Origin of the sequence: Dyella sp. 2RAB6 (assembly GCF_052115385.1) — a bacterium.
In the GTDB taxonomy this organism is placed as follows: domain Bacteria; phylum Pseudomonadota; class Gammaproteobacteria; order Xanthomonadales; family Rhodanobacteraceae; genus Dyella_D.
In genome coordinates this window covers 51127-71093 of record NZ_JBFRGP010000001.1, presented here as the reverse complement: position 1 = coordinate 71093, position 19967 = coordinate 51127, and the positions used below count along the sequence as shown (strand labels likewise).

Annotated in this window: 21 protein-coding genes; 11 read left to right on the top strand and 10 right to left on the bottom strand. The window is 69.1% G+C overall.

Annotated features, from left to right (window positions below; all coding sequences use genetic code 11):
* The first annotated feature begins 4 nt into the window (after positions 1 to 4).
* On the top strand, positions 5 to 673 hold the full coding sequence (gene can / locus AB4083_RS00330; protein ID WP_441605762.1) for a carbonate dehydratase: 669 nt from the start codon (positions 5 to 7) through the stop codon (positions 671 to 673).
* A complete protein-coding gene (locus AB4083_RS00325; protein ID WP_441605761.1) occupies positions 670 to 1098 on the top strand; it encodes a RidA family protein in 429 nt (142 codons plus the stop codon). The genes can and AB4083_RS00325 overlap by 4 nt, the downstream gene beginning before the upstream one ends.
* Before the next feature lie 251 nt (positions 1099 to 1349).
* Here the strand turns inward: AB4083_RS00325 and AB4083_RS00320 are convergent, their stop codons facing one another.
* The 4 genes from AB4083_RS00320 to AB4083_RS00305 all read right to left on the bottom strand — a co-directional run bounded on the left by AB4083_RS00320 (position 1350) and on the right by AB4083_RS00305 (position 5335).
* Positions 1350 to 1562: a hypothetical protein gene (locus AB4083_RS00320; RefSeq protein ID WP_441605760.1), complete on the bottom strand. Its 213-nt coding sequence runs from the start codon at positions 1560 to 1562 to the stop codon at positions 1350 to 1352.
* 190 nt (positions 1563 to 1752) lie between these two features.
* The gene (gene hutG, locus AB4083_RS00315; RefSeq protein ID WP_441605759.1) at positions 1753 to 2556 is read right to left on the bottom strand and encodes an N-formylglutamate deformylase; all 804 of its coding nucleotides are present in this window, start codon (positions 2554 to 2556) and stop codon (positions 1753 to 1755) included.
* Positions 2557 to 2648: 92 nt separating this feature from the next.
* A complete protein-coding gene (gorA, locus tag AB4083_RS00310; RefSeq protein ID WP_441605758.1) occupies positions 2649 to 3995 on the bottom strand; it encodes a glutathione-disulfide reductase in 1347 nt (448 codons plus the stop codon).
* Positions 3996 to 4075: 80 nt separating this feature from the next.
* Positions 4076 to 5335, bottom strand: coding sequence for an NAD(P)/FAD-dependent oxidoreductase (locus AB4083_RS00305; RefSeq protein ID WP_441605757.1), 1260 nt, complete (start codon positions 5333 to 5335; stop codon positions 4076 to 4078).
* A 59-nt stretch (positions 5336 to 5394) separates the two neighbouring features.
* On the opposite strand from AB4083_RS00305, the gene AB4083_RS00300 reads away from it, so the two are divergent.
* The 5 genes from AB4083_RS00300 to AB4083_RS00280 all read left to right on the top strand — a co-directional run bounded on the left by AB4083_RS00300 (position 5395) and on the right by AB4083_RS00280 (position 9853).
* Positions 5395 to 6675, top strand: a complete 1281-nt coding sequence (locus AB4083_RS00300) for a hypothetical protein (RefSeq protein WP_441605756.1) — start codon at positions 5395 to 5397, stop codon at positions 6673 to 6675.
* Between the two features lie 76 nt (positions 6676 to 6751).
* Positions 6752 to 8125, top strand: a complete 1374-nt coding sequence (locus AB4083_RS00295; RefSeq protein ID WP_441605755.1) for a hypothetical protein — start codon at positions 6752 to 6754, stop codon at positions 8123 to 8125.
* Between the two features lie 101 nt (positions 8126 to 8226).
* On the top strand, positions 8227 to 8790 hold the full coding sequence (locus AB4083_RS00290) for a C40 family peptidase (protein WP_441605754.1): 564 nt from the start codon (positions 8227 to 8229) through the stop codon (positions 8788 to 8790).
* A gap of 111 nt (positions 8791 to 8901) precedes the next feature.
* On the top strand, positions 8902 to 9366 hold the full coding sequence (locus AB4083_RS00285; protein WP_441605753.1) for a MarR family winged helix-turn-helix transcriptional regulator: 465 nt from the start codon (positions 8902 to 8904) through the stop codon (positions 9364 to 9366).
* 46 nt (positions 9367 to 9412) lie between these two features.
* Positions 9413 to 9853 (top strand): organic hydroperoxide resistance protein, encoded by a 441-nt coding sequence (locus AB4083_RS00280; RefSeq protein WP_441605752.1) that lies wholly within the window; start codon positions 9413 to 9415, stop codon positions 9851 to 9853.
* A gap of 70 nt (positions 9854 to 9923) precedes the next feature.
* On the opposite strand, the gene AB4083_RS00275 is transcribed toward AB4083_RS00280, so the two are convergent.
* Together AB4083_RS00275 and AB4083_RS00270 are read right to left on the bottom strand one after the other, a co-directional pair.
* The gene (locus tag AB4083_RS00275) at positions 9924 to 10409 is read right to left on the bottom strand and encodes an FKBP-type peptidyl-prolyl cis-trans isomerase (protein ID WP_441605751.1); all 486 of its coding nucleotides are present in this window, start codon (positions 10407 to 10409) and stop codon (positions 9924 to 9926) included.
* A 194-nt stretch (positions 10410 to 10603) separates the two neighbouring features.
* Complete coding sequence (locus tag AB4083_RS00270; RefSeq protein ID WP_441605750.1) at positions 10604 to 11830, bottom strand: MFS transporter; 1227 nt, start codon at positions 11828 to 11830, stop codon at positions 10604 to 10606.
* 156 nt (positions 11831 to 11986) lie between these two features.
* Here AB4083_RS00270 and AB4083_RS00265 point away from each other — a divergent pair, with 156 nt between their 5' ends.
* Together AB4083_RS00265 and AB4083_RS00260 are read left to right on the top strand one after the other, a co-directional pair.
* Positions 11987 to 12655 carry a class I SAM-dependent methyltransferase gene (locus AB4083_RS00265; protein WP_441605749.1) on the top strand — a complete coding sequence of 223 codons (669 nt, stop codon included), beginning with the start codon at positions 11987 to 11989 and terminating at the stop codon, positions 12653 to 12655.
* Between the two features lie 101 nt (positions 12656 to 12756).
* A complete protein-coding gene (locus tag AB4083_RS00260) occupies positions 12757 to 14091 on the top strand; it encodes a DEAD/DEAH box helicase (protein ID WP_441605748.1) in 1335 nt (444 codons plus the stop codon).
* Positions 14092 to 14203: 112 nt separating this feature from the next.
* On the opposite strand, the gene AB4083_RS00255 is transcribed toward AB4083_RS00260, so the two are convergent.
* Together AB4083_RS00255 and fghA are read right to left on the bottom strand one after the other, a co-directional pair.
* Positions 14204 to 14749 (bottom strand): GNAT family N-acetyltransferase, encoded by a 546-nt coding sequence (locus AB4083_RS00255; protein ID WP_441605747.1) that lies wholly within the window; start codon positions 14747 to 14749, stop codon positions 14204 to 14206.
* On the bottom strand, positions 14746 to 15591 hold the full coding sequence (gene fghA, locus AB4083_RS00250; RefSeq protein WP_441605746.1) for an S-formylglutathione hydrolase: 846 nt from the start codon (positions 15589 to 15591) through the stop codon (positions 14746 to 14748). Before fghA ends, AB4083_RS00255 begins: the two co-directional genes overlap by 4 nt.
* Positions 15592 to 15881: 290 nt before the next feature.
* Here fghA and AB4083_RS00245 point away from each other — a divergent pair, with 290 nt between their 5' ends.
* Together AB4083_RS00245 and AB4083_RS00240 are read left to right on the top strand one after the other, a co-directional pair.
* On the top strand, positions 15882 to 17780 hold the full coding sequence (locus AB4083_RS00245; protein WP_441605745.1) for a DEAD/DEAH box helicase: 1899 nt from the start codon (positions 15882 to 15884) through the stop codon (positions 17778 to 17780).
* Positions 17781 to 17893: 113 nt separating this feature from the next.
* Positions 17894 to 18682, top strand: coding sequence for a dioxygenase family protein (locus tag AB4083_RS00240; RefSeq protein ID WP_441605744.1), 789 nt, complete (start codon positions 17894 to 17896; stop codon positions 18680 to 18682).
* On the opposite strand, the gene AB4083_RS00235 is transcribed toward AB4083_RS00240, so the two are convergent.
* Complete coding sequence (locus tag AB4083_RS00235) at positions 18669 to 19007, bottom strand: cupredoxin domain-containing protein (protein WP_441605743.1); 339 nt, start codon at positions 19005 to 19007, stop codon at positions 18669 to 18671. The two genes, AB4083_RS00240 and AB4083_RS00235, sit on opposite strands and share 14 nt — an antisense overlap.
* Positions 19004 to 19957 (bottom strand): metallophosphoesterase family protein, encoded by a 954-nt coding sequence (locus AB4083_RS00230; RefSeq protein ID WP_441605742.1) that lies wholly within the window; start codon positions 19955 to 19957, stop codon positions 19004 to 19006. Before AB4083_RS00230 ends, AB4083_RS00235 begins: the two co-directional genes overlap by 4 nt.
* Positions 19958 to 19967 lie beyond the last annotated feature (10 nt).

The following is a 19967-nucleotide window of genomic DNA, read 5'->3' as shown; positions in this document are numbered from 1 at the left end:
CGCCTTGAACAGTCCCTTGCAAGACCTGCTCGACAGCAACCGCCGCTGGTCCGCCGCCGTGCGCGGCGAAGACCCGCACTTCTTCGAACGCCTCGCCCAGCAGCAGGCGCCGAAGTACCTGTGGATCGGCTGCTCCGATTCGCGCGTGCCGGCCACCCAGATCGTCGACCTGCCGCCGGGCGATATCTTCGTGCAGCGCAATGTCGCCAACGTGGTCTCGCATACCGACCTCAACTGCCTCAGCGCCATCCAGTTCGCGGTCGACGTGCTGAAGGTGGAACACATCCTGGTGGTCGGCCATTACGGCTGCGGCGGCGTGCAGGCGGTGCTGGACGATCGCCGGCTGGGCCTGGTCGACAACTGGCTGCGCCACGTGGCCGACGTCGCGCAGAAGCACACCGGCATGCTCGCCGCACTGGACCTGATGCAGTTGCGCAATACCCGCCTGTGCGAACTCAATGCGATCGAGCAGGTGGTCAACGTCTGCCACACCACCATCGTGATGGATGCGTGGGAGCGCGGGCAGAAGCTGTCCGTGCACGCCTGGTGCTACAGCCTGTTCGACGGCCACATCAACGACCTCGGTCTGCACGTGAGTGCGCGCGAGCAGCTGTATCCGGCCTACCAAGATGCGCTGCGCCGCCTCACCACCGGCCCGGCCCTGCCGCGATGAACGACGGCGTGGTCCGCACCGACAAGGCGCCCGCGCCGGTGGGCGCGTATCCGCACGCGCGGCGCGTCGGCAACCTGCTGTTTCTTTCCGGCGTGGGTCCGCGCATGCCCGGCAGCAACGGCATTCCCGGCAATGTCACCGATGCCGGGGGACGCCTGCTCAGCTACGACATCGAAGCGCAGTGCCGCCAGGTGTTCGCCAATGTGCGCCACGTACTCGAAGCCAGCGGCGCGCGCTGGGAAGACCTGGTCGACGTCACCGTCTTCCTGACCGACATGGCGCGCGACTTTCCCGCCTACAACCGCCTCTACGCCGAATACTTCGCCGGCGTCGACGCCTGCCGCACCACGCTGGGCGTCACCGACCTGCCGACGCCGATCGCGATCGAGCTGAAGTGCATCGCGGCGCTATCGGCGAGTACCTGAAAGATGAAACCCTTCTCCCTCCGGGAGCACGCGGAGAGGGCACAGGGATGTGCCCGGCTTTGAGGAGCGAGGAAGGTGGCGGCAGCCGGATGAGGGTACGGGCGGAGCGGCGCACATCACTCTTGCTACTCCGCCCGTACCCTCACCCCAACCCTCACCCCAACCCCTCTCCCGGTGGGAGAGGGGCTTTAAGCGCGCAAAGAAAAACCCCGGCGGCCTGAGCCCCGGGGCTTCGATCCACCGGCCTGCGCTCAGGGCGACGTGGTAGTGGCCGGCATGGCGCTCTTCTTGGAGCTCTTCGAACCCTTCGCCGCCTTGTGGCCCTTGCTCTTGGAATGCTTGGCGTGATGCGTCGCCGACTTGGTCGTGCCCGTCTGCGGTGCGGCCGCGCCGTCCTGGGCGAGCACCGATCCGGAAAAGGCGACAGCCGCGATGAGCAGGGAAGCGATGGCCAGTTTGCGCATGGGGAAAACCTCGAAATCCTTGGATAGCCGCGGGCCCGGCCGGAACCCGGCGTCACGGGTGGCGCGGCGGGTTCACCTTGGCACGTTCGAGGCTGCGCTGGAAGCGGGAAAAGCAGCGGTTTCCGTATACGTGGAAGCCGTGGAGTTCTTGACTTTGCGGCATGCCGTCAAGCGTCGAAATTCCTTGCGCTCAGGCCACGCACAAGCGCAGCAGGGACAGGATCAGCGGCTGCAGCCGCGCGGCCTTCGCCTCGTCGTAGGCGAAGCTGTCCTCGTCCATGTAGTTGAGCTGCGCCAGCTCCAGCTGCACGGTCTGCACGCCCTGCTCCGGCCGGGCGTACTGCCGCGTGATATAGCCGCCCTTGAAGCGGCCGTTGACGATGAAAGCGTAGTCGGACTGCGCCTTCAGGCAGGCCGCCAGCTGCGCCTGCAGCGCGGGCGAGCAGCTGGCGCCGTCGGCGGTGCCGAGGTTGAGGTCGGGCAGCCGGCCTTCGAACAGCATCGGTACGCGGCTGCGGATCGAATGGCCTTCCCACACCGTCACGCGTCCGTGCGCCGCCAGCAGCCGCGCAATTTCCTGCGCGAGCGCCTGGTGATACGGCCGCCAATAATCGTTTACCCGCTGTTGAACTTCTGCCGCATCGGGCTCCTGCCCGTCCAGGTACAGCGGCGCGCCGTCGAAGCCGATGGTCGAGACCAGGCCGGTCTCGCGCTGGCCCGGATAAAGCGCGTGTCCATCGGCCGGACGGTTGAGATCGACCACGTAGCGCGACGCCTGTGGGCGGATCACGCTCGCACCGAGCAGCTCGGCCAGCGGCTGGTACAGGCGGCCGACGTGCCAGTCGGTATCGGGCGCGCGGCGCGCGGCGGGATGCAGGCGCGCGGCAATGGCCTCGGGAATGAAGCTGCCGTCGTGCGGCAGGCTGATCAGCAGCGGCGCGCTGCCTTGGTGCAGGGTGCAGGTATCCATCGGTGCAGTGTAATGGCGGCGCATGCGCAGCATGCATAGGTTGGGGTGAGCGCAGCGAACCCCAACGGACCTCGCACCGCAAGCGCCACGCCCGGGTTCGCGGCGCTCATCCCAAGCTACGACATCAGCACCAGCTCTTCGCCCGAGCTGGGATGGATCGCCACCGTGGCGTCCAGGTCGCGCTTGCACGCGCCCATCTTCAGCGCCACCGCAAAGCCCTGCAGCATCTCGTCCGCGCCCGGCCCCAGCACGTGCACGCCGGCCACGCGTTCGTCCTCGCCCACGCAGACCAGTTTCATCAGGGTCTGGCCGTGCTGGCCGGCCAGCGCCCACTGCATCGGGGTGAAGCGGCTGCGATAGACGCGCACGCTGTCGCCGAACTTCTCGCGCGCCTGCGCCTCGGTCAGGCCGACGGCGCCCAGCGGCGGTTCGGAGAACACCACGCTGGGCACGTCGTGGTAATCGAGCTTCGCTTCATTCATGCCGCCGAACCAGCGCTCAGCCAGGCGCCGGCCGGCAGCCACCGCCACCGGCGTCAGCGCGAGGCGGCCGGTGACGTCGCCCAATGCGGCGATGCCGGGCACGTTGGTGTTCTGCCAGGCGTCGGTCAGCACGTGGCCGCGCCCGTCGCAGCGCACGCCGGCGGCGTCGAGATCGAGCCGTTCGGTATTCGGCACGCGGCCCAGCGCCCACAGCACGGCGTCGTAAGGTCCGCGCTCGCCGCAGCTGGTGTCGTCCAGCACGATCGCATCGCCGTCGCGGCGCGCGCCGGCGATACGTGCGCCGCTGGCCAGGGTGATGCCCTGGGTGCGCAGGTGTTCTTCCAGCGAGGCGACCAGCTCGGTGTCGAAGCCGCGCAGCATGCGTTCGCGCACGTGCAGCGTCACCTCGCTGCCCAGCGCGCGCAGCAGACCGGCGAATTCCACCGCGATGTAGCCGCCGCCGACCACGGCCACGCGCCGCGGCAGTTCGCGCAGCGCGAACATGTCGTCGGAAACCAGGCCCAGTTCGAAGCCCGGCAGCGGCAGGCGCAGCGGCCGCGCGCCGGTGGCGATCACGATCTGCGGCGCGCGCAGTTCCGCGCCGCTGTCGGTGGCGATGGTGTCCGGCGCGACGAAGCGTCCGGCCTCGCGCAGCCACTGCACGCCGGCGGCGGCCAGGCGCTCTTCGTAGCGCAGCTTGATGCCGTCGATATACGCCAGCCGCCGCTGCCGGAAATGCTCCCAGTCCAGCCTGCCCGGCCCGCCCTCGAAACCATAGGGCCCGGCCAGTTGCATCGCGTGCGCGAGCTGGGCGGCGAACCACAGCGATTTCTTCGGCACGCAGCCGACATTGACGCAGGTGCCGCCGAGCGCGCCGGGATCCAGCAGCGCGACGCGCGCGCCATGCCGCGCCGCGCGGAAGGCCATGGCCAGTCCGCCGGAGCCGGCGCCGAGCACGATCAGGTCGTAGGTATCGGCCATGCGTCGAGGTTCCTCGCGATGAAACTTGAATTCGAAACGGGCCACGCTAACGGCCGCCGCTGTAAGTCCACGTCAATCCGTCACAGGCCGAAGCGTGCCGGTGCATAAGGCGCCGGATCCAGCGCCGGCGTGCCGCGCCCGGCCAGCGCGGCGACCAGTTCGCCGGTCGCCGCCGACATGCTGACGCCCAGCATGCCGTGCGCGGTGGCCAGCAACAGGTTCGACCAGCGCGTGCTCGGGCCGATCAGCGGCACTTCGTCCATGCTCATCGGCCGCCAGCCCCACCATTCTTCCAGCACTTCCGGGCCTTCCGGCTCGCGCAGCGCGGCCGCCGCGCCGCGGCGCAGCGCATCCAGGCGCGTGCGGTTCAGGCCTTCGGCATAGCCGGAGAATTCCATGGTGCTGCCCAGGCGATAACCACTGCCCCAGGTGGTGACGCACACCGCCGCCTCGCGCAGCACCAGCGCATGGCGCGGCGCCAGCTCGGGACGCGTGTAGGTGATCGAATAGCCCTTGCCCGGCTGCATCGGCAGGCGCAGGTCCAGCAGCTTGCCCAGCAGCGGCGACCAGGCGCCGAGCGCCATCACCACTTGTTCGCCATGGAACACGCCGCGCGTGGTGCGCACGTGCGAGATGCGGCCGTGCTGCAGGCCGAACTGGTCGATGCGCGCACCGCTCTCGATCACCCCGCCCAGCTCACGCACGCGGCGCGCCAGTTCCGCGGCGTAGCGGTTCGGCCGCAGCTGCGCATCGCCGGGATGGAACAGGCCGCCGGCCACGCCGGGCAGCAGGGCCGGCTCCATCTGTTCCACTTCGTCGCCGCGCAGGCGCTCGACCGCGATGCCGAGGCGGTCCAGCACCTGCGCGTGATGGCGCTCGTCGGCCTCCATCTGCGCGCGGCCGCGGTAGACATAAAGCTCGCCGCCGGCGACGAATTCGCAGTCGAGCTGCTGCTCGCGCACCAGCGTTTCGAGGAGTGTGCGCGAGCGCTGCAGGATCGCCGAGCGGGCCCGCGTGGCGCGTTCGAAATCGCGCCAGTTGCAGCGCCGCGCGAAACCCAGCAGCCAGCGCAGGCGCTCCGGGTCGGGCCGGGGGTTGAGATATAGCGGCGCGTCGGCGCGGAACATCGAGCGCAGCGCCACGCCGACCATGCCCGGCATCGCCAGCGGCGCCGCGTGGCTGGGCGTGATGGTGCCGCAATTGCCGTGGGAACTGCCGCAGCCGGGCGTGCCCTGCTCCAGCACGCGGACCGAGGCGCCAGCCTGCAACAGGTAATAGGCACTGGCGAGGCCGATCACGCCGCCGCCGAGGATCAGAACATCACTGCGCGAAGCATCCATAGGGGCTATTGTAGCGGCGCGAGGCTGCTCCCCCGCCGGCCTCGTATCCGGGGGCAGGCATGGACAAGGACCAGGGCGTGGCGCGTCGGCACCTGCGGCTCGGCTGCATGCTGGCCTGCGCCATGCTGGGCGCCGGCTTCGCCGCGCCGGCCGCCGCCGACCAGGCCGCGCAGGCGCGCGACCTCTACGCCGAGCTGCAGCCGCTGAAGTCCGACCTGCAGCGCTACCAGCATCTGGTCGACGCCATCCCGCGGCTGGAACACGACGACCGCATCATGCCGCTGCAACTGCTGGCCGCGGTGGAGGACGAGCTGGGGCTGTACGACGAAGCGATCCGCGACTTCCCGTTCGACAACCGCGTCAGCTTCACCGGCGAACTGCCGCCGCCGGAGCTGTGGCGCGCGGACGATGCGGCCGAAGTCATCGGCAAGCTGGCCAAGGATCGGCGCATCGTGATGATCAACGAAGCCCACCACGACGGCCACACCCGCGCGCTGACCCTGGCCCTGCTGCCGCGCCTGCGCGCCGAAGGCTTCACCCACTTCGCCGCCGAAGCACTGCACGACGGCGACCCGGAGCTGGCCGGGCGCGGCTATCCGACACCGGCCAGCGGCAGCCAGTACCTGCACGAGCCGCTGTACGGCGAGATCGTGCGGCAGGCGCTGAAGCTCGGCTTCATCGTGGTGCCCTACGAGTCCGATGCGGCCACCGTTGCCGACCGCGAGAGCGGCCAGGCGCGCCAGCTTTATCGCAAGGTGTTCGAAGCCGATCCCAAGGCCAGGCTGTTCGTCCATGCCGGCTATGCGCATATCGACAAGGCGCCCGGCAATCTCGGCGCCGGCGTGCAGACCATGGCGATGCAGCTCAAGCAGATCACCGGCTTCGATCCGCTCAGCATCGACCAGACCCGCTGGCGCGATATCGGCGTCAGGCTCGACAACGATCCGTATCGCCAGCTGCTCGCGCTGTACAAGCCGCAGACCGCAGTGGTGCTGGTGCGCCGCGACGACGGCAGCGCCTGGAGCGCGGACCCGACGCGGCACGACGTCGACGTGATCCTGCCGCCGCCCGGCCACCAGCGCCGTCCGCGCTGGCTGAGCCTGGACGGCCGGCGCAGCTCGCGGCTGATCACCACCGACCTGTGCGCGGGACACCTGCCCTGCGTGGTGGAAGCGCGCTATGCGGACGAAGACGAGCAGGCGATCGCGGCCGATCGCTTCGCCTTCCTCGCCGCGGACGGGATGAGTTCGCTTTATCTGTATCCCGGCAAATACGTGCTGCGTGCGGCGGATGCGCAAGGCCGCACGCTGGCGGAGCGGAAACTGGAGGTGGCTCCATAACCGTGTTTGTTGCAGTGCTTTTGCATTTTTCGTTTCGGTGCAACTAGCTTTCACGCATCCAGGGGGGAACGGATTCATGCCATCGAGTCATCGGGTTTCGCGCACGGTCGCGGCCATCTGCTGTGCTTTCGGACTGCTGTACGGCGGCGCGCCGCGCGCCAGCGACATCGACCCATCCACGCTGGCCCTGCTGCGCGACCTCAAGCCGCTCACGGATGACCTGGCGCGCTATCGCTACCTGCTGGTAGCCATGCACAAGCTGCCGCTGGCCCAGCGCCTGGTGGCGAAGCAGCTGCTGGCCACCACCGAAAGCGAGCTGGGCCTGTACAGCCAGGCGCTGCGCGATTTCCCGATCGATAGCCGCAAGGTCTACACCGACCCGCTGCCCTCGCCCTCCAGCTGGCAGGCGGTGGATGCCGCCACGGCCATCGTCCAGCTCACCGCGGGGCGCCGGCTGGTGCTGATCAACGAGGCGCACCACGACCCGCATACCCGCGAACTCACGCTGGCTCTGCTGCCGCGCCTGAAGGCCGCCGGCTTCACCCACTTCGCGGTGGAAGCGCTGGGCGACGAGGACACCGAGCTGGCCAGGCGCGGCTATCCGCTGACCAGCAGCGGCAGCGAATACCTGCACGAGCCGCTGTACGGCGAACTGGTGCGCCGCGCGCTGCAGCTGGGCTTCGTGGTGGTGCCGTACGAATCGGATAACTCCTCGACGGCGGGACGTGAAACCGGCCAGGCGAAGAATCTCTACAAGCGGGTGCTCGCGGACCATCCGCAGGCGCGCCTGTTCGTGCATGCCGGCTACGCGCATATCGACAAGGCCAAGGGCCGGCTGGGCTGGGCCGCGCCGATGGCCGCCGAGCTGGCGCGGCTGAGCGGCATCGAGCCGCTGACGATCGACCAGACCCAGTTCCGCGAAGCCAATCCGCGCGTGCCGCATGCGGCCTACGACCAGCTGGTGATGACCTTCCATCCCACCGTGCCGGTGGTGCTGGAACGCAAGCCCGAGGCCGGCGCGTCCGGCGTGGCGGCATGGAGTTCCGATCCGGCGCTGCACGACGTATCGGTGATCCTGCCGCCCGACGGCAACGCGCCCAAGGACGCCAAGGCCGTGCCCGGCTGGTACACGCTGGACGGCGCAATGATCCCCGCCAAGCCTCCGGGCGAAAACGAGAAGCGCCCGGACTGGCTGGGGCTGGGCGGGCAGCGGCTGCCGCTGGCCGTCGACGGCGGCTTGTGCAAGGACAAGTTTCCCTGCCTGGTCGAGGCGTTCTACGCAAAGGAGCTCGATACCGCGGTGGCCGCGGATCGCTTCGCCTTCCTGGACTCGGACGCGCAGAGCGCGCTCTACCTGTTCCCTGGCGACTACCGCCTGCGCGTGCGCGATGCGGACGGCAAGGTACTGAGCGAGCGCGCCGTCACCATCGCCGGCACGCCGGCCAAATGAGCCGCGATCTCAAACGCCGCCGAGCCTCATATCAACCCTCAAGACTTCCATCCAACTCATTGATTTGCTAGCCTCGCGCCGTCGCTCGCCAGGGAATTCCGATGCGCCAGGCCACCACCGCCCCGACCACCCGCCCGCCGTTCGCGCTGCGGCATGCGGTGCTGGGCCTGGTGATCCTGGCGCTGGCAGCCTGCTCCAGCGCGCCGCGCCGGCCGCAGCCGACCTATAAGGAATCCCGCTCCGCGCTGGCCAACCTGCCGGCGCGCGCGCCGGACGGCGCCGCCGGCACCGCCAACGACGTGCTGTTCCGCGCCATCGCCCTGGTCGGCACGCCGTACCGCTGGGGCGGCAACACGCCGGATGGCGGCTTCGATTGCAGCGGCCTGGTCGACTACATCTATCGCCAGGCCGCGGGCCTGCAGCTGCCGCGCACCTCACGCGAGATGTCGGCGATGAACGGCCACCGGGTCGGCATCATGAGCGACCTGGTCAGCGGCGACCTGGTGTTCTTCGGCAGCCGCAGCGGCATCAGCCATGTCGGCGTGTATGTCGGCAAGGGACGCTTCGTGCACGCGCCCAACAGCGGCGGCACGGTGCGCCTGGACGATATCGACGGTCCGTACTGGAAGGACCATTTCGCCTTCGGCAAACGGCTGCTCGACTAGTCTCCCCCTGCTTCGCCCTACGCTTCGGCGTGCCCTGAGGGCTGCCGCCTATCGCAGCGATTGAGAAATTGAATTGTACACAATTGAATTTTGCACCTAAGGTTCGCAGCCATGAAGACCGCCAAGCCCAGCACCAGCCCGGACGCCCTGTTGCTCGACCAGCAGCTGTGCTTCGCGCTCTACGCCGCCTCGCGCGCCGTGACCGCGGCGTACCGGCCGCTGCTGGAGGCGCTGGACCTGACCTATCCGCAATACCTGACCATGCTGGTGCTGTGGGAACAGGACGGCCTGACCGTGCGCGAACTCGGCCGCCGCCTGCAGCTGGACTCCGGCACCCTGACCCCGCTGCTCAAGCGCCTGCAGCAGGCCAGCCTGGTCTCCCGCGAGCGCCGCAGCAGCGACGAGCGCGAAGTGGAAATCCGCCTCACCCCGGCCGGGCGCGAACTGCGCGCCGCAGCCGAATCGATCCCCGCCTGTCTGGCGGCCCGGCTTTGCGTCGGCCCCGAGGACATGCGCCGCCTGCGCGACGAACTGCGAGAGCTCGCCGCGCGGGTACTGAGCCCCACCGCCCATTGATCCGCACCGAAGCCTGATCCACACCACCCCAACCCGAGGAACCACCATGAGCAACGGCACTGTCAGCAAGATCCTCTACACCGCCACCGCCACCGCCCACGGCGGCCGCGAAGGCCATATCCACAGCAGCGATGGCGTACTCGATTTCGACCTGAAGGTGCCGAAGGAACTCGGCGGCCCGGGCGGCCACGGCAGCAATCCGGAACAGCTGTTCGCCGCCGGCTACGCGGCCTGCTTCGAAGGCGCGGTGCGCTATGTGGCGCGCGAGCAGAAGGTGGCGCTGAAGGATGCGTCGGTCACCGCGCAGGTGGGCATCGGCCCGCGCGAGCCGACCGGTTTCGGCATCGCCGTGAAGCTGGAAGTGAACCTGCCGGGCCTCGACCGCGAGGTGGCGCAGAAGCTGATCGATACCGCGCACAGCGATATCTGCCCCTACTCGCATGCCACCCGCGGCAACGTCGACGTGCAGATCACGCTGGCTGCCTGATCGCTTCAGGCCAGGCAACGAAAAACGGCGCCCCAGGGCGCCGTTTTTGCGTGCATCGCGAACGCTGCGCTCAGTGCGCCTCGGCGCCCGGCGGATGCGCGTGGCCGTGCTGGATCTCTTCCTCGGTGCCGTCGCGCACGTCGTTGACGGTGACGTCGAAGTGCAGCGTCTTGCCGGCCATCGGATGGTTGAGGTCGACGTCGACCGCGCTCATGCCGACCTTGTGCACCACCACCACGCGGTGGCCGCCTTCCTTCAGCGCCAGCACGGTGGTGTCGCCCGCCTTGAGCCTGGCACCGTTCTGGAAGTACTTCTTCGGCACGCGCTGGATCTGGCCTTCCTGGCGCACGCCGTAGCCTTCTTCCGGCGCCACTTCCACCTGCAGCTTCGCGCCGGCCTCGTTGCCGTCCAGCGCCTTCTCCAGGCCGGGGATCAGCTGGCCATGGCCCAGCAGCACCCACAGCGGCTCGTTGCGATCGAGCGAGCTTTCCACCTGCTCGCCGTCCACCGTCAAGGTGTAGTGCAGCGAGATGACCTTGTCCTTGCCAGCCTTCATTGCCTGTCTCGTGATGTGCGAAAAGCGGGCATTCTAGCAGAGGCCTGAAGCCCCTCTCCCGTCGGCGACCCGAAGGTAGTCCCCGTGGGAGAGAGGGGCTGGGGTGAGGGTACGGGCGGAGTTAAGCGCCCCACTCCGCCCGTACCCTCATCCGGCTGCCGCCACCTTCTCCCGGAGGGAGAAGGACTCCTTCGTCAGCGTTCTCCAAAACCCACGCCCTGCTTCTCCGGCCCCAGCCATACCAGGAACGCCAGCACCAGGGCGATGCCGGCGATCCACGCGCTCATGGCGAAGGCCAGGTCGCCGCCGCGCCAGTCCGCGATCAGGTTCTGCGCATTGGCGGTATAGGCCGCCAGCAGGTTGCCCACCTGGTAGGCCACCCCGGGCAAGGTGCCGCGCACCGCGTCGGGCGAAAGCTCGTTCAGGTGGGTGGGCACCACGCCCCAGGCGCCCTGCACCATCACCTGGATCAAAAAGGCGCCGACCGAGAGCCACAGCATCGAACCGCCGTACATCCATAGCGGCACCACCGGGATGGCCAGCAGCGCCGCGGTCATCATGGTGCGCCGCCGCCCGAATTTTTCCGACAAACCGCCAAAGAACAGCCCGCCGAACATCGCGCCCAGGTTGAGCATCGCCACCAGCAGGAAGGCTGCGCCGGAGCCGGTCGGCAGGTGCAGGACCTCTTCCTCGAAGGTGTGGTACAGGTCCTGCGAGCCATGGCTGAACATGTTGAACGCGGCCATCAGCAGGGTCAGGTAGAAGGCCAGCTTCCAGTGGCCGCGCATCTGCTCGAACAGGCCGCGCTTGGCGCGCTCCTCGCGCCCCGCCTCCCATACCGGCGATTCCGGCACGCTGGAGCGGATGTACAGCACCAGCAGCGCCGGCGCCGCGCCGACGATGAACAGGCCGCGCCAGCCGATGTGATCCACCAGCAGCCAGTTCACCAGCGCACCGAGAAAGAAGCCGCAGGGATAGCCGCTCTGCAGCAGGCCCGAGACCAGGCCGCGCGTGCGCGGCGGGATGCTCTCCATCGCCAGCGAAGCGCCCAGCCCCCATTCGCCGCCCATCGCCACGCCGAACAGGAAGCGCAGCACCAGGAATACGCCGAGCGAAGGCGCGAACGCGGTGGCCAGCTCGAACAGCGAGAACAGCACCACGTCGATCATCAGGATCGGCCGCCGTCCGTAGCGGTCGGCCAGCCGTCCGAACAGGAAGGCGCCGAGCGGCCGCGCCGCCAGGGTCAGGAACAGGCCGTACAGCACCTGCGCCTTGTCGGCGTGGAATTCCTTGGACACCGCGACGATCACGAACGTCAGCAGGAAGTAGTCGAACGCATCCAGCGTCCAGCCCAGGAAGCTCGCCAGCACGGTGTGGCGCTGCGTGGAATTCAATTCCCGCAAGGGCTCGAACAGGCGCATGGAAACTCCATGGATAGCGACGAGTGGCGCCACAAGACACCAATGCGCGCCGCGGTGCAAGGCCGCGTTTGCCCGCTACGCATCGTTCACGCCATGCGCATGGCAGCGCCGGTGCGCGCGGGCTAGTCTGCGCAATCCGGGATAGTTTGCGGAACGATGGCCCCCCTCTCGCACCGAGACATCGCCACCTGCTACGCCGGCCCGTTCCAGCGCAGCTACGTGCGCGGCAAGCTCGCCTCCGATCCGGTCTACGCGGCCACCGCCGACGCCATCGACGGCAGCGCCCTGCCCGTGCTCGACATCGGCTGCGGCATCGGCCTGCTCGGCCTGTACCTGCATGCGCGCGGCACGTTGCCGCGCTACGTGGGCCTGGATCGCGACGAGCGCAAGATCGCCAAAGGCCGCGCGGCGGTGCGCCGTGCGGGGCTGGAGCAGGCGATCGAGCTGCGCACCGCCGACGCCGCGGCGCTGCCGGCACTGCACGGGCACGTAGCCCTGCTGGACATGCTGCATTACCTGCCGCGCGAGGCGCAGGCCGCGCTGCTGCAGGCGGCCATCGCCCATCTCGCCCCCGGCGGCGTGCTGGTGATCCGCAGCGTGCTGCGCGACGGCAGCTGGCGTTTCCAGGCCACCCGGGCCGAGGAGGTATGGCTGCGGCTGAGCGGGCTGATCCGGGGCGGCGCCCAGCACTACCCCTCCGCCGACGAGCTGCGGCGCCCGCTGGAGGCGGCCGGCCTGGCCGTCAGCCTCGGCCCGCTGTTCGGCCATACGCCGTTCAACAGCTACCTGCTGGTGGCGCGCCGGCCACGCCAAGCGGCGGCGTGACAATTCAGCTATACTTGCCGGCGCGGCAACCGCCGCCCTCCCCTTTTGAACACTGCAACGCGGTTCGCAAGACGCTCCGGGTTGCGCTTGGAGCATCCATCATGTCTTTCGAATCGCTGGGCCTTGCGCCCGCGTTGTTGCGTGCGCTTGCCGAACAAGGCTACGCCAATCCCACCCCGATCCAGGCCGGCGCCATCCCGGTCGTCCTGGAAGGCCACGACCTGCTCGCTGCCGCCCAGACCGGCACCGGCAAGACCGCCGCCTTCGCCCTGCCGCTGCTGCACAAGCTGGCCTCCGCCGGCCCGGCCACCACGCGCCGTCCGCATGCGCTGGTGCTCACCCCGACCCGCGAGCTGGCCGCCCAGGTCAACGACAACCTGCGCGACTACGGCCGCCACCTGCGCGTGAGCAGCACCACCATCTTCGGCGGCGTCAGCATGGGCCCGCAGATGCAGGCCCTGCGCCGCGGCGTGGACGTGGTGATCGCCACCCCCGGCCGCCTGATCGACCACATGCAGCAGCGCAGCATCGACCTCTCCGGCGTGAAGACGCTGATCCTGGACGAAGCCGACCGCATGCTGGACATGGGCTTCCTGCCGGCGCTCAAGCGCATCCTCTCGGCCCTGCCCAAGCAGCGCCAGACCCTGCTGTTCTCGGCCACCTTCGCGCCGCCGATCAAGGCGCTGGCGATGCAGTTCATGCATGAGCCGCGGGAGGTGTCGGTGACGCCGCCCAATACCGTGGCGACCACGGTCAGCCATCACGTGCATCCGGTGGACGCCGCACGCAAGCGCGACCTGCTGCTGCACGTGCTGGCCCAGGACAGCCGCCGCCAGACCCTGGTGTTCAGCCGCACCAAGCACGGCGCCGACAAGCTGGTGCGCTACCTGGAAACCGCCGGCCTGCGCGCCGCGGCGATCCACGGCAACAAGAGCCAGAACGCCCGCACCCGCGCGCTCAGCGACTTCAAGACCGGCCGCGTCACCGTGCTGGTGGCCACCGATATCGCCGCCCGCGGCATCGATATCGACCAGCTGCCGATCGTGATCAACTTCGACCTGCCGATGGTGGCCGAGGACTACGTGCACCGCATCGGCCGCACCGGCCGCGCCGGCGCCGAGGGCCTGGCCGTGTCGCTGGTGAGCCACGACGAGTCCGGCCTGCTGCGCGACATCCGCCGCCTGCTCCAGCAGGAAATCGCCATCACCGACGTGGCCGGCTTCGAACCCTCGCAGCCGCTGCGCCTGGATGCCGGCGCGCCGCGTCCGGTGCAGAACCAGCGCCAGCCGCAGGGCCAGCGCCAGCAGCAGCGCCCGTCGCGGCCCGCGTCGTCGCATCGTCCGCATGGACATGCGCAGCAGTCGGGCAACGCCGAGCGCGCCAGCGACGGCAACCACAAGCGCCGTCGCCGCCGCCGGCCGGCCGCGAAGGCCTGACGTCACGCCAGACGGACGTACGGCGTAGGTTGGGGTGAGCCGCAGGCGAACCCCAACGGAGACACCTTCAAACGCATCGCACTGTTGGGGTTCGCCTGAGGCTCACCCCAACCTACCCGCGAGGGTGGATCAGTGACGTAAGCACGTGGTCCTCCCACTCGCCCGCGATGCACAGATAGCGCTTCGCATAACCCTCGCGCTCGAAACCCAACCGCTCCAGCAAGCGCCCGCTGCGTTCATTGCGCGGCATGTAGTTCGCCATCACGCGATGCAGGCCCAAGGGGCCGAACGCCCAGGCCAGCCCGCTTTCCAGCGCCTCGCGCATCAAGCCCTGGCCCTGCCCGCGCTGCGCCACCGCATAACCGAGATGGCAGGCCTGAAACACGCCGCGCACCAGGTTGGCCAGGTTGAAAGTGGCAATCACCGCGCGCTCGTCGTGACCCAGCACCAGGAACGCATAGCCGCGATCCAGCCGGATCGCTTCGCGCCAGTCCGCGATGGTCTGCGCGCAGTGGCCGAGCGTGTAGTAGCGCTCCTCGCGCAGCGCTTCCCATGGCGCGAGGTGCTCGCGGTTCTCCATGCGGAAATGCCATAGCAGCGCAGCATCCGCCTCGGTGGCGTAGCGGATGCGCGTGCGCGGCGTCAGCAGGATGGTCATGCCTCCAGCGCCCGCCCGTGGTGGCGCAGATGGTCCTCGATCAGGCTGGCGATGAACCAGTAGCTGTGGTCGTAGCCCGCATGGCGGCGCAGCTGCAGGGCCTGGCCGGATTCGGCGCAGGCCTGGTCGAACAGTTCCGGACGCAGCTGCTCGGCGAGGAATTTATCCGCCTCGCCCTGATCGATCAGGATCTTGCGGCCGAAGCTGCGCTCGCGCACCAGTTCGCAGGCGTCGTAGGCCGCCCACGCGGCCGGATCGTCGCCGAGATAGCGCGGCAGCGCCTTGCGTCCCCATGGCACCTGGGTCGGCGCGACGATCGGCGCGAACGCCGACACCGAGCGATAGCTCCCGGGATGCTTCAGCGCGATGGTCAGCGCGCCATGCCCGCCCATCGAATGCCCGCAGATGCCGCTGCGCGTGGTGTCCACCGGAAACTGCCGCGCCAGCAGCGCCGGCAATTCGTCCACCACGTAGCTGTGCATGCGAAAGCGCGCCGACCACGGCGCCATGGTTGCGTCCACGTAGAAACCCGCGCCTTCGCCGAACTCCCAGTCGCCGGTGGCGCCTTCGATACCGGTATCGCGCGGACTGGTATCGGGCATCACCAGCACCAGGCCCAGCTCGGCCGCCACGCGCTGTGCGCCGGCCTTGATGGCGGCGGTCTCTTCGGTGCAGGTGAGTCCGGCCAGGAAATACAGCACAGGGCAGGCGCGCGATGCGGCCTGCGGCGGCTGGTAGACCGCGAAACGCATCGGGCCGCCGCAGGCGGACGAGGAGTGGCGGTAGAAGCCCTGCACGCCGTCGAAGCAGCGCTGCTCGGCGATGATCTCGATCTCGGCCATATCCTTCCCTTTCAGCAGTGCTGCCCGGCGTGCCTGGTCGGCCGGCCGCTGCAGCCCTTGGTTGATCTTGACGTGCGGCTGGCCGCGATCGCCACCTGGGCGGCCGCCGCGCCGCTGCCCGCGGATGCGCCCGTCAGCGGGGTCATGCGGCCCTGCCGACGCGGCTGCATACGAATTCCTTGCCTGGAACGGGGTTTTTGACCATACATCCCGCGGCTCAGGCCAGCCAGGCTGCTACAATGGCGCCCTTCTCACGCATGCGCGCCGCGCCTGCCCTGTCGAGGTTCCCCATGTCCTCCCCGTCCTCCGAATCCCAGCCGGCGGCCGCCGGCTTCGCTGCGCTCGCGCTCAAGCCGGAATTGCTCAAAGTGCTGGCCGACGTCGGCTACGAGTCGCCGTCGCCGATCCAGGCCGCCACCATCCCGCGTCTGCTGGAAGGTCGCGACGTGCTGGGCCAGGCGCAGACCGGCACCGGCAAGACCGCCGCGTTCGCGCTGCCGATCCTGTCGCGCATCGAATTGAAGCCCGGCAAGCCGCAGGCGCTGGTGCTGGCGCCCACGCGCGAGCTGGCCATCCAGGTGGCCGAAGCGTTCCAGCGCTATGCCGCGCACATGCCCGGCCTGCAGGTGCTGCCGATCTACGGCGGCCAGAGCTACGGCCCGCAGCTGCACGCGCTCAAGCGCGGCGTACAGGTCGTGGTGGGTACGCCCGGTCGCGTGATCGACCATCTCGAACGCGGCACGCTCGACCTCTCCGAGCTGAGCTACCTGGTGCTCGACGAAGCGGACGAAATGCTGCGCATGGGCTTCATCGACGACGTCGAGAAGGTGCTCGAGGCCACGCCGCCGGAACGCCAGGTGGCGCTGTTCTCCGCCACCATGCCGCCGCCGATCCGCAAGATCGCGCAGCGCCATCTGAAGGACCCGGTGGAAGTCACCATCAAGGCGGCCACCACCACCAATACCAATATCCGCCAGCGCTACTGGTTCGTCAGCGGCATGCACAAGCTGGACGCGATGACGCGCATCCTGGAAGCCGAGCCGTTCGACGCGATGATCATCTTCGCGCGCACCAAGCAGGCTACCGAGGAACTGGCCGAGAAGCTGCAGGCGCGCGGTTTCGCCGCCGCCGCGATCAACGGCGACATCGCCCAGGCGCAGCGCGAGCGCGTGATCCAGCAGCTGAAGGAAGGCAAGCTCGACGTGCTGGTCGCCACCGACGTGGCCGCGCGCGGCCTGGATGTGGAACGCATCAGCCACGTGATGAATTACGACATCCCGTACGACACCGAAAGCTACGTGCACCGCGTCGGCCGCACCGGCCGCGCCGGGCGCAGCGGCGAGGCGATCCTGTTCGTCACGCCGCGCGAGAAGGGCATGCTGCGCGCGATCGAGCGCGCCACGCGCCAGCCGATCGAGGAAATGCGCCTGCCCACCGTCGAGGCGGTGAACGACGTGCGCATCGCCAAGTTCAAGCAGCGCATCAGCGACACGCTGGCGGTCGGCGAGCTGGGCATGTTCCAGCAGCTGATCGAGCAGTTCGAGCAGGAGCACAACATCCCGGCGATCGAGATCGCCGCCGCGCTGGCGCGCATCGCCCAGGGCGACCAGCCGCTGCTGCTGGCGCCGCCGCCGAAGCGCGAGCCGGCGGCACGCGAGCATGCCTTTCGAGAGCAGGCCCCGCGCGAGCGCGACGAGCGCCACGGCAACGAACGCCACGGCGGCGAGCGCGACCGTTCGCCCCGCCCGTCGCGCGAACGCGACAGCGCTCCGCGCGAGTTCGGCACGCGCCCGGTGCGCGCGCACCAGACCGAGCAGGGCAAGCGCACCTATCGCGTCGAAGTCGGCCACGAGCACGGCGTGAAGCCGGGCAACATCATCGGCGCCATCGCCAACGAGGCCGGCCTGGAAAGCCAGCACATCGGCCGCCTCAGCATCCGCGGCGAATACAGCCTGATCGACCTGCCCGACGGCATGCCCAAGGAAGTGTTCGAGCACCTGAAGAAGGTGTGGGTGGCGCAGCAGCAGCTGCGCATCCACGAATGGGACGGCACCGACAGCAGCGCCGGCGAGACGGCTCCGCGCCGCCCCGCCGGCGGCGGCGGCAGTCATCGTCCCGGCGGCTTCAAGGGCGCCGCGGGCTCCGGCAACAAGCGTCCGGGCGGCGGCAAGCCGTTCAAGAAGCGCTGATTCGCGCCTGCGTTGCCCATCGTTCCGCATGGGCAACGCTTAGTCCGATAAGGCACGGCTACCGGCGGCACATGGCGCCCCTACTCTAGGGTGGTCCCCACGAGACCCACGCCATGACCGCCCTGCCCAGCCTGTATATCTCCCACGGCTCGCCGATGACCGCCCTGCACCCGGGCCAGGTCGGCGAGCGCCTGGCCGAGCTGGCCCAGGCCATGCCGCGCCCGCGCGCGATCATGCTCGCCTCCGCCCATTGGCTGGCGCGCCAGCCCACCGTAGGCGGCGCACAGCGGCCGGAAACCGTGCACGATTTCTACGGCTTCCCGCGCGAACTGTCCGAGATCCGCTACCCCGCCCCGGGCGAACCGGCGCTGGCCGCGCGCGCGGTGGAACTGCTGGACCGCGCCGGCCTGCCGACCATGCTCGACCCGCGCCAGGGCCTGGACCACGGCGCCTGGGTGCCGCTGCGCCTGCTCTATCCGAAGGCCGATATCCCGGTGGTGCCGCTGTCGATCCAGCCGGCGCTGGGCCCGCGCCATCAATACGAAGTCGGCCGCGCGCTGGCACCGCTGCGCAAGGAAGGCGTGCTGGTGATCGGCTCCGGCAGCATCACCCACAACCTGCACGATTTCCGCGCCGGTTTCAGCGCGGAAAACGAGGCGCCTTACGTGCGCCCGTTCATCGGCTGGATCGAAGACAAGCTCGCCGCCGGCGATGTCGAAGCACTGCTCGACTATCGCCGCCAGGCTCCCTTCGCCGAACGCGCGCACCCCACCGACGAACACCTGCTGCCGCTGTTCCTGGCGCTCGGTGCCGCCGGTGCCGAGACCCGCGCCGAACGCATCGACGCGGGCATCGACCTGGGGTTCCTGGCGATGGATATCTATCGCTTCAACGCACGATGATGGTGCCCACCATGTGCGGGTGGATCGAGCAGAAGTAGGCGTAGGTGCCGGGCTTGTCGAACACCGTCGCGTAAGTATCGTCGGTGTCCATCGCCTTCGACGAAGCGAAGCGGTTGCCGGCGCTGACCACGATATGCGGCTCGTCGTCGCGGTTGGTCCACACCACCCGCGTACCCGCGGCGACGGTCAGCGCCTCCGGCATGAAGGTGAAGTGCTTGATCTCGACCTTCGCCTCCGGCGCCTTGCCCGCGGCACTTGCCGAGCCTGCGCCCAGCGCCGCCACTCCGAGCGCCAGCGCCCGCCACCATGCGCGCGCGCCGCTCATGCCAGCACCTGCTCGGTCACCGCCAGCGCCTGCTTGCCGCGCACGTGGCGTACCTCGCGCACGCCCAGGTACTTCTGCAGCGAACCCGGCGCGATGTCCTTCAGCGGCCCCGGCGCATCCGCCTTGCCCGGTGCCGGTTGCGGATATGCGGTGGAACGCGCGGTGTAGAAGGTGATATTGCCTTCCACCTTCTGCTGGATCTGGTGGATATGCCCGTTGAGCACGCTGACCGAACCGAAGCGGCGCAGGTAACTCATCGCCTCGGCGCTGTCGTCGGTGCCCCAGCCCCACTGCGGATACAGCGTCCACAGCGGCATATGCGCGAACACCACCAGCGGCGTTTCCGCCGACAGCCCGGCGAGATCCTTCTTCAGCCACGCAAGCTGGTCCGCGCCGAGCGAACCGAAGCCGCCGGCCTTGAGGTTCAGCACATTGATCAAGCCGACGAAATGCACGCCGCGGTGATCGAAGCTGTACCAGCCGCCGGACTGCGGGTTCTGGCCGAAGCGGCGGAAGAATTCCACGCCGTTGTCGCCGATCACGTCGTGCTCGCCCGGCACGTAGAAGGTATGCGGCGCCTTCGCTTCCTGCATCACGCCGGACAGCGTGTCGAATTCCTCCGGCTTGGACAGATGGGTGAGGTCGCCGGTATGCAGCAGGAAATCCGGCTTGCTGGAGCGGGCGCCGATCTTCGCCAGCGAGGCGCGCAGCGTGGCCACCACGTCGGGATTGGGTTCCTTGTGGAAGCCGATATGCGAATCGCTGATCTGCACGAAGCTGAAGCTGGCGTCGGCCGTCTCGTCGCCGGCCAGGCCGTCCAGGGTGTGGGCCTGCAGCACCCCGCCCTTCATCAGCCAGAGCGTGCCGGCCCCGGCCCAGGCCATGCATTGCAGGAACTGGCGGCGGCCGTGTACCGCGTTGTCGTCATGGTTGTCGTCGTGGTCTCGCATGGTGCGCTCC